This window comes from Corynebacterium tuberculostearicum (assembly GCF_030229345.1).
In the GTDB taxonomy this organism is placed as follows: Bacteria; Actinomycetota; Actinomycetes; order Mycobacteriales; family Mycobacteriaceae; genus Corynebacterium; species Corynebacterium tuberculostearicum_G.
On sequence record NZ_JASPGP010000001.1, the window covers coordinates 300403 to 314613 of the forward strand.

Below are 14211 nucleotides of genomic sequence, written 5' to 3' on the forward strand. Positions count from 1 at the left end.
ATGAATGAACCCCGTAACCGTTCCCGCAAGGTGACCCGCAAGGCGGGCCCACCGGCGGAAAACGAAACCGCCTCCAACGAGGCGGCTTCGCCAGTTTTCCAAGCCCCAGCAACTGATGCGGGCAATTCCGCGCAGGATAATTCCGCTAAGGGCGACAAGGATAATTCTGGCAAGAAGAATTCTTCCGACAATCACAACGAAGGTGGCGGCAACAACCGTCGCTCCCGTTCCCGTGGCAGCCGCGGCCGTGGCCGTGGTGGAAACGGCAATAGCAATAACCACGGTGGAAACAATAACCACGGCGGCAAGAACGGCAACGGCAACGGAAAGAACGGCAACGGTAAGGGCCGCGGCCGCAATAACCGTGGCCGCCGCAACGTGCCCAAGTCTATGCAGGGTGCGGATCTGACCAAGCGCCTGCCGGAGCCACCGAAGCAGCCGAAGGATGCCCTGCGTATTTACGCTCTGGGCGGTATTTCGGAGATCGGCCGTAATATGACCGTCTTCGAGTACGGTGATGACCTCATCATCATCGACTGTGGTGTGCTCTTCCCATCCTCTGGTGAGCCAGGCGTGGACCTCATCCTGCCTGACTTTGGCCCGATTGAGAAGAAGATCCACAAGGTCAAGGCCCTCGTCGTTACCCACGCGCACGAGGACCACATCGGTGCTATCCCGTGGCTGCTCAAGCTGCGTCCGGATATCCCCATCGTTGCTTCCCGCTTCACCATCGCGCTTATTGCTGCAAAGTGTAAGGAGCACCGCCAGAAGCCGAAGTTCGTCGAGGTTAATGAAAAGTCCGACGTAACCTACGGTCCGTTCCGCGTACGCTTCTGGGCAGTCAACCACTCCGTACCGGATGCTTTGGGCATCATGCTGGGCACCCCAGCTGGCAATATCATCCACACTGGTGACATCAAGCTGGACCAGACCCCGCTGGATAACCGTCCAACGGACCTCCCAGCCTTGTCCCGCTATGGCGATGAGGGCGTTGACCTCATGCTGTGTGATTCCACCAACGCCACGGTCCCAGGTGTTTCGGCATCTGAGGGTGATATTCCTGCCAACTTCAAGCGTCTCGTTGCCGGCGCTAAGCAGCGCGTTATCTTAGCTTCCTTCGCCTCCAACGTTTACCGCGTCCAGGCCGCTATTGACGCTGCCGTGGCCAACGGCCGCAAGGTGGCCTTCAACGGCCGTTCGATGATGCGCAACATGGAAATCGCAGAGAAGATGGGCTTCTTGAAGGTTCCACGCGGCACCATCATCCCCATCGATGAGGCCGCCAAGATGGCTCCGCATAAGACCATGCTGATTACCACCGGTACGCAGGGTGAGCCAATGGCTGCTTTGTCGCGTATGGCTCGCCGTGAGCACCGCCAGATTACTGTCCGCGATGGCGATACCATCATCTTCTCTTCCTCGCTCATTCCGGGCAACGAGGAGGCCGTCTACGGCGTCATCAACATGCTGTCCCAGATCGGTGCCAACGTCATTACTAACCAGGACGTAAAGGTGCACGCTTCCGGTCACGGTTACGCTGGCGAGCTCCTCTTCCTGTACAACGCAGCGCGCCCGCGCAACGCTATGCCGGTGCACGGCGAGTGGCGCCACCTGCGCGCCAATAAGGAACTGGCTATCTCCACCGGTGTGGACCGCGACCGTACGGTGCTGGCACAAAACGGCGTCGTCGTGGACCTGCGCAAGGGCCGCGCCGAGGTCGTAGGCCAGATGCAGGTGGGTAACCTGTACGTCGACGGCGTGTCCATGGGCGATGTGGATGCCGATACCTTGGCTGATCGCACCAACCTGGGTACCGGCGGCGTGGTTTCTATCACCTGTGTGATTGATAACCGCACCTCGCGCCTGCTGGAGCACCCAACGGTATCTACCACAGGTTTCTCCGATGATGACCGCGGCATCGTGCCGGAGGTTGCGGAGATGGTGGAAAACACCATGAACGATCTTGCCGCTGAAGGCGAGAACGATACTTACCGCATGGTGCAAAAGTTGCGCCGCAAGGTATCCAAGCTCATGGATTCCAAGTACAAGCGCGAGCCGGTTATTCTTCCGACCATCGTGCCGACCAACTCCGGCCCTTTGGTTACCGATGAAGAAGACGTCGACGCTTCACGTGAGTCCCTGTAAGTAATACGGGTTCCTCGCGCTAAGTAAGACACAGCCCCAGCATGCCAGTTAGCTCGGTATGCTGGGGCTTATGTCGTTTTCTTCTGCTGAGCGCGCCAAGATGGTAGCGCTATTTCATAAGCTTGGTCCCGATGCACCTACCTTGTGCGAGGGCTGGACAACCCGCGACTTAGCCGTGCATTTGTGGGTGAGGGAAAACCGCCCCGATGCCGCCGCCGGCATCTTCGTCAACGCACTGTCCGGCCGGCTGGAAAAGGAATCACGCAAGGTGGCCGAGCGCGACTTTGATGATCTGGTTGATGACTGGGGGAGGGGGCCTGCTGCCTATAACCCGGTTCGGTTCGTGGATGCACAGCAAAACTTTGTGGAGCACTTTGTTCACCACGAGGATATTCGCCGCGCAAATGGCATGGGCCCACGCGACTTTTCGGCACACATCAAGCAGCAGATGCATAGCTACCTAAAGCCCTTGGCTAAGGTGGCCCTGCGCAAATCTGAACGTCCGGTGATTCTGCAGCCGGAAGGATTGCCGCGAATCGTTGCTGCAGATACGCATGGCGTGGCGGATATGGGCGATGCCGTGGTCCGCGTTTCGGGCGAGGTAGGCGAGCTCATCCTCTGGTCCTTCGGGCGTGATGCTGCTGAAGTCAAGATTGAAGGTGAGGCCGAAGCCATCGTAAAGTCAATTCTCTAATCTTGATTTAATCGCAGTTTCTTAGCTTTGGGGTGCGTGCGATGCGCACGCCGTGAGATTGTGGGCCCGGGTGTTAGGGAAACGCGTGTGGCTAATGTGATTTATGGGGTGGCGCGGTTAAGGTAGAGGCATGTCTGTCAAAAATGCCTCTTCGCGCGGAACGCGCCGAAAGTCGAATCGTTCACGGCCGTCGGGCCGCAGCCGGTCCGGTGCTGGCATGCCGGAAACCTTGGCTATGACGTCTTCGCATCGGCGCGCGGCGGCGACCTCGCAGGAGCGTACGGGCAGTGCGTTCCGGGCCGTCGGCAAGGGCTTGGGCGTTGCCTTTGGCGCTACGGCCCGCGGCATGGGAAATATGGCGCGGGGCGTAAGCCATGGCGTGGCGGGGCTCAAGCCCAGCGAAGACGTATATGACACCGAGGAGTACGAGACGACGAGGGAGCCGGAAGAAATTTCTGCACGCGGGGAGAAAAAGAAGAAGAGCAAGGTTACTCGGGCGCGCGATGTAGCCGCGGAAGAAGAGCTTTCTACGATGGAAGCAAGCGAGGAAGAATCACGCGGTATTCAGGTGAAGAATCCTGATGCGGTGGCACTCGTTTTAATCGGCATCGCCATCGTGCTTGCGGCTACCGTCTGGTTTGGGGTTGCCGGCCAGGTAGGCGCCTGGGTGGGCAATATCGTCCGCTATGTCATTGGTGCAGGCGCTTGGGTGCTGCCGGTGGCACTGGTGGCCTTGGCCATTTCCTTGATGATGGATATCTCCGGCCCAGCGGGGCACTTTAAGCCGCGCATTGTGGGCGGTATCAGCATCATCGTCCTTGCCATGCTCAGCTTGATCCACATCTTTGCTGGCACCCCTGAGCTTGGCTTTACCCCGGACAGCGCCGGTGGTGCTGGCGGTGTAATCGGCTACGCTATCGGCGGCCTTCTGGAGACGGCCTTTACCTCTTTCGTCGCAGTGCCGTTGCTTTTCCTCGTCATTATTTACGGCGCCTTGTTAGTCACCGGCATTACTATCCGCGAGGCCTATGAGTTGGTGGCTGATGCCATTGCTGCGGCCTTCTCCCGCTTTGGTGGTACGGATGAAGACTATTACGACGAAGAGGGCGATGACCTCTACGGCCATGTAACTGGCGATATTGATGACATCGCGGAAGGTCGCGAGCGCAGCGAGCGCCCAGCACGACCTGTGGCCAAGCGTCGTTCCTCTGAGCGCGGTGGAAGCCTGCGCGCTTTCCGACGCCCCACTGAAGACCCCGCCCCGCGTGGTTCTTCTTACCCGGTGGATTCCCCTGCTGCAGCAGAGGAGGAACATGTCACCCGCGCCTTTAGTGCACCAACGCGAGGCGGGTTCCAGTCCGTGTCTAACGCGGCCGAGAAGCAGGTCTCTCGTGACATCGGCGATACCGATGAGATTCCGGTGGTAGACGACGCCGCTGCGTCGTCGCCGGAACAACCGGCTTCCGGGGATCCGGAACCGACCCGAGTGCTGGGCACTACTGGTCAACGTCCCGCTTCCCCTTCTACTCGCTCGGCTACGGCAGCGGGTGCCGATGCTGGCACCGCCGCCGGTACCGCCATTGGCTCAGCCGCTGGTGCGGCTGCGGGCGCCGCGGGTGCTGCGGGAGCTGCAAGTGGCGCAGCAAAGACTGCTGCTGCGGGTGCTGCCGGTGCCGCTGGCGCTGCAGCAGCCGGTGCAGCTGCAGGCGCTGCTGGATCTGCGATGGAAGGAGGCGCTGATGCGGTCTCGTCCGCGCACGAGAAGGCCCGCCAACTCTTCCGCGAGCGCTCCGGACGCGACGCTACGACCGGCGCACAGGTGGACTCCACCGAGCCTGCGGCCGAGGCCGCAAGGGAAACGGGAACTTCTGCCGCTCCTGCGCCGTCCGCGCAGTTTGGCAATGAGAATTACGCGGTTCCCACCACGGACCTGCTGACCCCGGGTACTCCAGCAAAGGAGCGCACGGAGATTAATGACCGCATCATTGAGGCCATCACCGATGTCTTCGAAGAGTTCAAGGTCGATGCCCAGGTAACCGGCTTTAGCCGTGGCCCAACAGTGACTCGTTATGAAATCGAGCTGGGACCAGGCGTCAAGGTATCGAAGATTACGAACCTGCAGTCCAATCTGGCCTACGCCGTGGCCACGGATAATCTACGTTTGCTCACGCCTATCCCGGGCAAGTCGGCCGTCGGCATTGAGGTCCCGAACCCGGACCGCGAGATGGTGCACCTGCGCGAGGTGCTTGATGCGCCGAGCATGATCAGCTCGTCGGATCCCATGCTCATCGGTTTGGGTAAGGACATCGAAGGCGAATACACCTCGTTCTCGGTACAAAAGATGCCGCACTTGCTGGTCGCCGGTGCTACCGGTTCCGGTAAGTCCGCTTTCGTCAACTCCATGTTGGTCTCGCTGCTAACCCGAGCCACCCCTGAGCAGGTTCGCCTCATCCTGGTGGACCCGAAGATGGTGGAACTTACCCCGTACGAGGGCATTCCGCACTTGATCACGCCCATCATTACCCAGCCGAAGAAGGCCGCAGCAGCCCTGCAGTGGCTGGTGGAAGAGATGGAGCAGCGCTACATGGATATGAAGGCTGCTCGCGTGCGCAAGATTGAGGACTATAACCGCAAGGTGGTCTCCGGCGAATACCAAGCACCGGCAGGCTCCGAGCGCGAGGTACGCCCGTACCCGTACATCGTCTGTGTCGTCGACGAGCTGGCTGACCTGATGATGACTGCGCCAAAGGAGATTGAGGACTCCATCGTCCGCATCACTCAGAAGGCGCGTGCCGCCGGAATTCACCTGGTCCTGGCAACCCAGCGCCCGTCCGTTGACGTGGTGACCGGTCTGATTAAGACCAACGTGCCTTCACGCTTGGCCTTCGCGACGTCCTCACTGACGGACTCTCGCGTTATCTTGGACCAGGGTGGCGCTGAAAAGCTCATTGGTATGGGCGATGGCCTCTTCATTCCGCAGGGCAAGCGTCCTGTGCGTATGCAGGGCGCATTCGTCTCGGATGATGAAGTCATGGCGGTTGTCGATGCCGCCAAGTCGCAGGCCGCGCCGAACTACACCGAGGGCGTGACTGAAGAGAAGCAATCCGAGGCCAAGCAGGAAATCGATGAGGAAATTGGCAAGGACATGGACGACCTCCTCGAAGCCGTCGAGTTGGTGGTCACCGCCCAGTTGGGCTCGACCTCGATGCTGCAGCGCAAGCTGCGCATCGGTTTTGCCAAAGCCGGTCGTCTCATGGACCTGATGGAATCTCGTGGCGTCGTCGGACCGTCCGAGGGCTCCAAGGCCCGCGAGGTCCTAGTGAAGCCGGAAGAGCTCGATACCATCATCTGGATGATTAAGGGCGCCGATCCTGCCGAAGCCCCGAAGGAGATTCAGGAGGAGATGCAGCAGCAGGAGCAGGAGGAAGCTGCCGCTACTTCCGACGCCGATTCTTCCGCAGGCGTCGATTCCTCCCCGCAGGGCGATGCCGGCGACACCCGTACCGTTCAGGCGACGTATAACCCTTCGGCAGGCGCCTTCTAAGATCGTGTAAGGTTGGACGGGTCTTGGAGGGGAGTACCCCATTCTTCGGCATCGATCGTCAGCACGGTAGCATTACGCTCCCGGTCGTGCCGGCCCAGCGGAATTTAGTTCGCCGGGCGGGGGAGACCTCCGGTCAATTTGTTGTATCTTCGACCGGAGGGATGTACCAATGCATGTGCCATTGTGGATCTGGGCGATTTCTATCGTCGTCATTCTTGGATTCTTTGTTTTTGATTTCTACTCCCACGTGCGCACCCCGCACGAGCCGACGCTGAAGGAATCCGGGTTCTGGACCCTATTCTACGTCGGTGTCGCTTTACTTTTTGGTGCCGGTGTGTGGGCCGTTTGGGATCACGAGCACGGCATTCAATACCTCACGGGTTACGTGACAGAGAAGGCGCTATCCGTAGATAACCTCTTTGTTTTCGCGCTTATCATGGGCGCCTTCAAGATCCCGCGTAAGTACCAGCAAAAGGTATTGCTCATCGGTATCGTCATCGCCTTGGCATGCCGCCTAGTGTTTATCCTTTTGGGTGCTGCGGTCATCGCGGCATGGTCCGATATCTTCTACCTGTTCGCGATATTCCTCATCTACACGGCTATTAAGCTCATCGTTGATGAGATTCGGGACGCCCCCGAAACCGATCCCAATGACATGGGCATCATCAAGCTGATTCGCAAGGTAGTCCACGTTACCCCGCGCTACCACGGCGATAGGCTCACGCACCGCGTGGAAGATTCTTCGGGCAAGCGGAAATTCGCGTTCACCCCGCTATTTATAGCCTTGGTGTCTATTGGCCTTATCGACGTGATGTTTGCCTTCGACTCCATTCCGGCCATCTACGGCATTACGTCAGAAGCGTTCTTGGTCTTTACCACGAATGCTTTCTCCCTCATGGGATTGCGCCAGATGTACTTCCTGCTGGATGGCCTACTGGATCGCTTGGTGTACCTGCCCTATGGTTTGGGCATCATCTTGGGCTTCATCGGTGTAAAGCTCATGTTCCATGCGCTGCATGAGAATAACTTGCCGTTTGTAAACGGCGGCGAGAACGTGGATTCCATTCCAGAATTTTCCACCATCACCTCACTTATCGTGATCGTGGGCGTACTGGTTATCACGGTTATCGCCTCGATTATCAAAAACAAGCGCGATGAGAACCAAGGCGGAGTGCCGGTATCGCACAATCACTTCGACTGGGACGAGGAAGGCAATAAGATCGTCCGCAACAAGAAGGGCGAATTCTTGGGCAAGGCCAAAGACCTGCCCAAGGAAGAGCTACCACACTAGAAGCGGGCGTTTACGGGATTCCACTCGCGGAAGCTGCGGCCGGTGATGCAGCCCGCCTGGTAGAAGGGGTCGTTGTCCATGAGGGCGATGGCGTCGGCGACCACGGCGTCGTCGGCAAGCCCCACGATGATGAGTGCGCCGCCCTTGGAATCCGTCAAGGGGCCTGTGGCAATGATGGTGCCCTCCTCAAAAAGTTGCGCGGTAAACTCGCGGTGCGCGGGGCGTGCCTTAGCAATCTCAGGATTTTTGGGGTTGTAGTCGTAGCTAACAGCAAAATACTTCATGCTTCGCATTTTAAAATGCAGGGGCATCCAAGCGCAGGTGCTTGGTGCTAACAGGTAGTATGTATAACGTGAATCAACCCGGAACACAGTCAGCGCAATCCTCGGATGTGAATCCACAGGTATCCAATTGGAACCTGCCAAATATTCTCACCAGCCTGCGCATTCTTTTCATTCCGGTTTTCGCATGGCTAGTTATTGCCGGCCATGAATGGTGGGCTTTTGGCCTATTCGCGGCCTTAATGCTCACAGATAAGCTCGACGGGGACATCGCACGTGCCCGTGGCCTTATCACCAATTTTGGCAAGATTGCTGATCCCATCGCGGATAAAGCGCTTATGACTACCGCACTGGTATGCCTCAACATCATTGGGGTACTGCCGGTGTGGATTACCGTGGTCATTCTCATCCGAGAGTTTGGTATCACCATCTGGCGTATGGTTTTGTTGCGCCGCGGCAAGGTGGTACCTGCTTCGAAGGGCGGCAAGCTGAAGACTGTATTGCAATCCTTGGCAGTCGGGCTGTATCTGTGGCCGTTGCCGGAGTGGATGAACGTACCTACCTTCCTAGTGATGCTTTTGGCCGCAGTGGTGACCGTGGTTACCGGCGTCCAGTACCTCATCGACGGTAAGAAGCAGAATAGCTAGGCAGTCCATGAACGTCACGGCGTCCCGCCTCGTATCTGAACTCACCGAGCGCGGCGAAACTTTGTCCTTTTGTGAGTCGCTTACTGCTGGGCTGGCCAGCGCCACGGTGGCTTCTGTCCCTGGAGCTTCGGCTGTGTTGCGCGGAGGGCTTGTAACATATGCCACCGATGTGAAATCCCACTTTTTGCATCAATCGGTAGCCGATATCGAAGCAGCCGGTGTGGTTTCTGGGCAGACTGCCCTTGCAATGGCCCGCGCGGCGGTGGCAGAAACCGCCGCGGACTGGGGGATAGGCCTTACCGGAGTGGCAGGACCAGACCTACAAGAAGGCAAGCCGGCGGGCACCGTATATATCGGCATCTATTCTCCTGACAGAGTGGCATTCTCCCAGTTGCTATCCGGATTAGGCAAGGAGCGCAACGAAATCAGAGAGGCCACGGTCGCAGCCGCCCTGCGTCTACTGTGCTCAACTTTGGAAGAAAATCCGGCACCGCGGGAACAATAACGAGACAAGGAGCGTTGACCATAGTGATGAACACTTCTACTGCTGTCCTCGAACACCCGGTAAACGGCGCTGTTGCACCAGCGGCGCCCGCCACTGCTCGTACCCCTGAGCCGCTTTTGCGTGAGGCTCTTGGGTTGACGCTGCGCGCCTTCCGCGCGGACAAAGGAGTGACCCTGCGCGAATTGGCCGGGGTGGCCCGCGTATCGCCGGGTTACCTTTCAGAGCTCGAACGCGGCCGCAAGGAGGTCTCCTCTGAGCTTCTTGCGTCTGTGTGCCACGCGCTGGATTGCTCGGTCTCTGATGTACTGATTGAAGCCGCCGGTTACATGGCCCTGCCCTCCATGGATGAGGAGCTTGCCCATACGGCACCTGCCGCATCAGAGCTTTAGCCCATAGCGGTCTATGTCAACAGCCGGCCTACTCTCTTGCGAGGAAGGTCGGCTGTGGTGGTTATGGGGGCGTCGGCAAGCGCCCGCGACCGCGGGGAGTGCAAGCGGTGGAAACAGCGCTTCGCTAGTATAAGCAGCAGAACATTACGCACATTTTTAACCTAGAAAGGTTGAAGCACACCATGGCGAACCCATTTGTTAAGGGCTGGAAGTACCTGATGGCTCTCTTCGATAATAAGATCGAGGAAAACGCCGATCCGAAGGTGCAGATCGAGCAGGCTATTGAAGATGCTCAGCGCCAGCACCAGGAGCTGTCTCAGCAGGCGGCCGCCGTGATTGGTAACCAGCGCCAGTTGGAAATGCAGCTTAACCGCCGTTTGGCAGAAGTAGAAAAGCTGCAGGGCAATGCTCGCCAGGCTCTGGAATTGGCTGATCAGGCCCGTGCCAAGGGCGATGAAAATAAGGCCGTGGAGTACGAGAACGCGGCAGAGGCCTTCGCTGCCCAGCTGGTTACGGCTGAGGAGTCCGTGGAAGATACCAAGAAGCTGCACGACCAAGCACTGCAGCAGGCAGAAAAGGCCAAGAATGCGGTTCAGCGCAACAATGCCGCGCTGCGTGAAAAGGTCAATGAGCGCTCCAAGCTGCTTTCCCAGCTCGAGCAGGCAAAGATGCAGGAAAAGGTTTCCGAGTCTTTGAACTCCATGAACGAGTTGAGCGCCAATGGCAATACGCCGTCTCTGGATGCTGTGCGCGATAAGATTGAGCGCCGTTACTCCAAGGCACTCGGCCAGGCTGAGCTGGCTGAGAACTCCGTGGAAAACCGCATGGCCGAGGTACAACAAGCTGGTATTCAGATGGCCGGTCATTCCCGTTTGGAGCAGATTCGCAGCGAAATGAACTCTTCTAAGTCCGTGGAAGGGAATAAGGCTCAGGCCATTGAGGGCAATAAAGCGTCCGGCTCTGCTGCCGACAACGCTGCTCAGCCAGGCAGTGCCAACAACGATGCTGTGCAGGCCCGGCTGCGTGAGCTGCGTGGGGAGTAAACCCCCGACAGTCTTTTAAATAATTATCGCCTCCCTCGGCCATCATGTGGTGGTGCGTGGGAGGCGATAACTATTGCTGCTAGTCGCCGACGCCGCGGGCCTGCAAAGCCTCACCCGTGGCGCGTGCTCGCCGGATGGAGCGAATGATAACCGGGGTGCCAAATGCGAGCGGGGACATCCCGGCACCGCGCGCTTTGCGGGCATCTAGGACTTCATAGACGGTTTCAAACATCAACGGGATGAGACGAATAGTCAGTGACATAGCCAAGCTGATGTTTTCTACCGGTATTCCGAGTCGCTTTAGGGGCTGTAGCGACTCTTCCAGCGACTCCATAATCTCATCGACCGTGGAGGTCAGCGTGAGCAAGAAGGCGGCCATCATAGCGGCAAAGACATTGAGGAACATCACCGCCGCATAGTCGAAGTCCTTTGCCCACCATTGAAAGCCTGCCAAGGGGACTAGGAAAAGGAGAGGCGGCCGGATCTGACTCCACGCAATGCCCAGTGGAATCCGGGCGCAAGCATAGAGAAAGACGACAAAAATGACGCCGCCTGCTGCCCACGGAATGGACTTGAAAAAGATGCTGGTGACCAGGATAAAGACTAAGAGGAATGCGATCTTCCAACTAGGCTTGATGCGATGAACAAAGCTGGTGCCATCAACATAGACGGAAAGTGGGAGATTCGTGCGTCGTTGCATGACAATTCTCCCTACAGCGGCCGCTGGGCCATGAGGTCTTGGTAAAAATCTATGACCTCCGCCGGCCGGCCATCCGCGGCGATGTGGTGGTCATCGATGCAAATGACCCGATCAAAATCGCTTAGAAAGTCTAGATCGTGCGTCACCACAATCAGTTGCTGTTCCAATCGCGCGAATTCTCTTTTGATTCGATCGCGGTTGCGCAGATCTAGCAGGGTAGTGGGCTCATCAGCGATGATGAGAATCGGGTCGATGACCATGACCGCTGCCAGTGCGAGGAGCTGCTTTTGTCCGCCGGAGAGCGTATGCGGTGAGCGTTCAGCAAATTCGGCGAGTCCGAAGCGCTTGAGGGTAGCATCCACGCGGGCGAGGCGCTCGTGTTTGGGCAGCTTAAAGCGGCGGAGCGAAAAGGCGACGTCATCGCGCACATTGGGCATGACAATTTGGTTTTCGGCATCCGAAAAGACAAACCCCACCTTTTCGCGCACCTTTTTGCCCTGCTTGGCGACGTCCATCTGGTCCACCGTCACCGTACCTTCACTAGGCTCGCCCAACCCATTAATGAGCCTGGTCAAGGTGGATTTTCCGCCACCGTTCTGGCCGATAATGCCAATGCGTTGTTCGGTGAGGGTGAGGTTGATGTCCTCGAGTACCACGGTGTCATCAAAAGCCACCGAGACTGAGGAAAATTCGATCGTGGGCACTAGGCGGCCTTTCGTCCCATCAGATCGGGGAAGGCCGCGTGAACACCGAGAGCGATGATGACGGCGACGACAAGCTTTCCGGCATCGACAGGGATGAAGGGCAATTGGGCGGCGAAGGCTGGACCAATTTCCAAGCCGGAGCGGATCATGAGACCAAAGGCGCCGCAGATGTATTGGACGGCAAGGCCGGCAACGGCAGCGATGGCAAGCATGACCGCCATGCCGCCCTTGTTCTTAGGGGAGCGGTAGGCAATTGCGCCTGCAACCGCTGGCGAGAGAACATAGCCGATGATGTAGCCCGCGGTTGGGCCTGCCAGCGCGCGCAGCGTGGTTCCGCCACCTGCCAGAACTGGGAGGGCAAGGCCCAGGAACAAAAAGAGGAGCCCCACGTATCCGCCGCGCTTGCTGCCCAAAATAAGGCCGGCGAGGATCAGTGCTGCGTTTTGCAGCACGATGGGCACGCCGGCCGAACCGATGGGAATGGACACGAAGGCAAGGACGATGACGAGAGCGGTAAACACGGCAACATAGGCAATGGTGGTTGCCAGAGAGTTCTTTTTCATGCTCAAGAGGTTAGCACTGCATGAAAACTGCAGACAATTGAGGGTTTTGAACGGTGTTCATTTGAGGCTGACAATGCTAAGCCAGAGAGATAGCGGCGGGCCCCCAATTGACGTTCTCCGGCCTGCTGGCGTCCGTGCTTTAGTGCTGAGTAGGATGGCGCGCATGCGATTGACCGAGTATCACCAGCTCATTGTGGATGAATTTGGCGAGTCTAAGGGAAAGTGGATTAGCCACTCCCATGTCTTGCCCGACCTCGGGGCAACGCCCGATGAGCTTATCGAACGCGGCGTCGATCCGCGTCGCGTCTGGCTGAGCCTGTGCGATGACTTTGATGTACCGAAGGAGCGCAGGTTGGGGGTCGATTACCCTACTTTATAGCGGCGTCGAATTTGACGGACTGGCGTGTCTACTTTCAAAATTCGAACAGATGTATGTAAGATGGCGGAAGTGTCGATGCAGTCGTCTACAGTGGGATGGCGTTGACGGAGGGAACCGTTTGAGTTCCACGGCAGTCTAATAATGCGTTAGTACATCGTCGTTAAAGATAAGGATGAAAGTTAATGGCAACCAAAAAGAAGTCTTCTTCTGCCGCCTCTAAGGGAGATGACCGCCAAAAGGCCCTCGATGCCGCAATGGCCATGATTGAGAAGGATTACGGCAAAGGCGCTGTGATGCGCCTGGGCGATGACAACCGCCCACCGATTAAGGCCATTTCTTCCGGTAATACCGCAATCGATGTCGCTCTTGGTATTGGCGGTTTCCCGCGCGGGCGCATCGTAGAGATTTATGGCCCGGAGTCTTCCGGTAAGACCACTGTTGCGCTGCACGCTATTGCATCCGCGCAAAAGGACGGCGGCATTGCCGCGTTTATTGACGCCGAGCACGCGCTCGACCCGCAGTATGCTCGCCTGCTTGGCGTGGATACCGATAACCTCTTGGTTTCCCAGCCAGATACCGGCGAACAGGCCTTGGAGATTGCCGATATGCTGGTACGCTCCGGCGCAATTGACATCATCGTCGTTGACTCCGTAGCTGCCCTTACCCCGAAGGCGGAAATTGAAGGTGAGATGGGCGATAGTCACGTCGGCCTCCAGGCCCGCCTGATGTCGCAGGCGCTGCGCAAGATGACCGGTGCCCTGTACAACTCCGGTACCACCGCTATCTTCATTAACCAGCTGCGCGAAAAGATTGGCGTGATGTTCGGCTCGCCAGAGACCACCACCGGTGGTAAGGCGCTCAAGTTCTACTCTTCCGTGCGCTGCGATATCCGCCGCATCCAGACCTTGAAAGATGGCCAAGATGCCATCGGTAACCGCACTAAGCTCAAGGTGGTAAAGAACAAGGTCTCTCCACCATTTAAGATTGCTGAGTTCGACATCATGTATGGCGAAGGCATCTCTCGCGAGTCCTCCATCATTGACCTTGGCGTCGAAAACGGCTTCATCCGCAAGTCCGGCTCTTGGTTTACCTATGAAGGCGACCAGCTGGGCCAGGGTAAGGAGAAGGCGCGTAATTTCCTGAAGGATAACCCGGATCTGGCTAATGAAATCGAGCAGAAGATTTTCCAGAAGCTCGGTATCGGCGAGGCTGCGGCCGAAGGCGAGGAGGGCGCTGCGATGGACGTTCCTGGTGCCGATGACCCATTGACCGATGAGTCCGTTGATCTCGTTCCAAACGTCGATTTTGATGACGACTAAAATCGTC

General features: G+C 57.8%; 14 protein-coding genes. 10 read left to right on the forward strand and 4 right to left on the reverse strand.

Annotated features, from left to right (window positions below):
• The 4 genes from QP884_RS01405 to QP884_RS01420 all read left to right on the forward strand — a co-directional run bounded on the left by QP884_RS01405 (window position 1) and on the right by QP884_RS01420 (window position 7674).
• Window positions 1–2145, forward strand: coding sequence for a ribonuclease J (locus tag QP884_RS01405; protein WP_284820310.1), 2145 nt, complete (start codon window positions 1–3; stop codon window positions 2143–2145).
• Window positions 2146–2203: 58 nt separating this feature from the next.
• Window positions 2204–2839 carry a TIGR03085 family metal-binding protein gene (locus QP884_RS01410; RefSeq protein ID WP_284820312.1) on the forward strand — a complete coding sequence of 212 codons (636 nt, stop codon included), beginning with the start codon at window positions 2204–2206 and terminating at the stop codon, window positions 2837–2839.
• 217 nt (window positions 2840–3056) lie between these two features.
• On the forward strand, window positions 3057–6383 hold the full coding sequence (locus QP884_RS01415) for a DNA translocase FtsK 4TM domain-containing protein (RefSeq protein WP_434736443.1): 3327 nt from the start codon (window positions 3057–3059) through the stop codon (window positions 6381–6383).
• A 169-nt stretch (window positions 6384–6552) separates the two neighbouring features.
• Complete coding sequence (locus tag QP884_RS01420; protein WP_284820315.1) at window positions 6553–7674, forward strand: TerC family protein; 1122 nt, start codon at window positions 6553–6555, stop codon at window positions 7672–7674.
• Here QP884_RS01420 and QP884_RS01425 read toward each other — a convergent pair.
• Entirely contained in the window at window positions 7671–7958 is a 288-nt protein-coding gene (locus tag QP884_RS01425) for a YciI family protein (RefSeq protein WP_284820316.1), read from the reverse strand. The two genes, QP884_RS01420 and QP884_RS01425, sit on opposite strands and share 4 nt — an antisense overlap.
• Window positions 7959–8017: 59 nt before the next feature.
• Here QP884_RS01425 and pgsA point away from each other — a divergent pair, with 59 nt between their 5' ends.
• The 4 genes from pgsA (at window position 8018) to QP884_RS01445 (ending at window position 10539) form a co-directional block, all read left to right on the forward strand.
• Entirely contained in the window at window positions 8018–8602 is a 585-nt protein-coding gene (gene pgsA, locus QP884_RS01430; protein WP_005325132.1) for a CDP-diacylglycerol--glycerol-3-phosphate 3-phosphatidyltransferase, read from the forward strand.
• 7 nt (window positions 8603–8609) lie between these two features.
• On the forward strand, window positions 8610–9107 hold the full coding sequence (locus tag QP884_RS01435; protein WP_284820318.1) for a CinA family protein: 498 nt from the start codon (window positions 8610–8612) through the stop codon (window positions 9105–9107).
• A 26-nt stretch (window positions 9108–9133) separates the two neighbouring features.
• The gene (locus tag QP884_RS01440) at window positions 9134–9496 is read left to right on the forward strand and encodes a helix-turn-helix domain-containing protein (protein ID WP_005325127.1); all 363 of its coding nucleotides are present in this window, start codon (window positions 9134–9136) and stop codon (window positions 9494–9496) included.
• 182 nt (window positions 9497–9678) lie between these two features.
• The gene (locus QP884_RS01445) at window positions 9679–10539 is read left to right on the forward strand and encodes a PspA/IM30 family protein (RefSeq protein WP_250408363.1); all 861 of its coding nucleotides are present in this window, start codon (window positions 9679–9681) and stop codon (window positions 10537–10539) included.
• Between the two features lie 79 nt (window positions 10540–10618).
• Here QP884_RS01445 and QP884_RS01450 read toward each other — a convergent pair whose 3' ends face one another.
• The 3 genes from QP884_RS01450 to QP884_RS01460 are packed head-to-tail and all read right to left on the reverse strand — an operon-like array spanning window position 10619 to window position 12506.
• Window positions 10619–11239: an energy-coupling factor transporter transmembrane component T family protein gene (locus QP884_RS01450; RefSeq protein ID WP_284820320.1), complete on the reverse strand. Its 621-nt coding sequence runs from the start codon at window positions 11237–11239 to the stop codon at window positions 10619–10621.
• An 11-nt stretch (window positions 11240–11250) separates the two neighbouring features.
• Window positions 11251–11943 (reverse strand): energy-coupling factor ABC transporter ATP-binding protein, encoded by a 693-nt coding sequence (locus QP884_RS01455; protein ID WP_284820322.1) that lies wholly within the window; start codon window positions 11941–11943, stop codon window positions 11251–11253.
• Window positions 11943–12506 (reverse strand): biotin transporter BioY, encoded by a 564-nt coding sequence (locus QP884_RS01460; protein WP_284820324.1) that lies wholly within the window; start codon window positions 12504–12506, stop codon window positions 11943–11945. The genes QP884_RS01455 and QP884_RS01460 overlap by 1 nt, the downstream gene beginning before the upstream one ends.
• 163 nt (window positions 12507–12669) lie before the next feature.
• On the opposite strand from QP884_RS01460, the gene QP884_RS01465 reads away from it, so the two are divergent.
• A complete protein-coding gene (locus QP884_RS01465) occupies window positions 12670–12885 on the forward strand; it encodes a DUF3046 domain-containing protein (RefSeq protein ID WP_005325117.1) in 216 nt (71 codons plus the stop codon).
• Between the two features lie 182 nt (window positions 12886–13067).
• A complete protein-coding gene (gene recA / locus QP884_RS01470) occupies window positions 13068–14204 on the forward strand; it encodes a recombinase RecA (RefSeq protein WP_005328639.1) in 1137 nt (378 codons plus the stop codon).
• The last annotated feature ends 7 nt before the right edge of the window (window positions 14205–14211 follow it).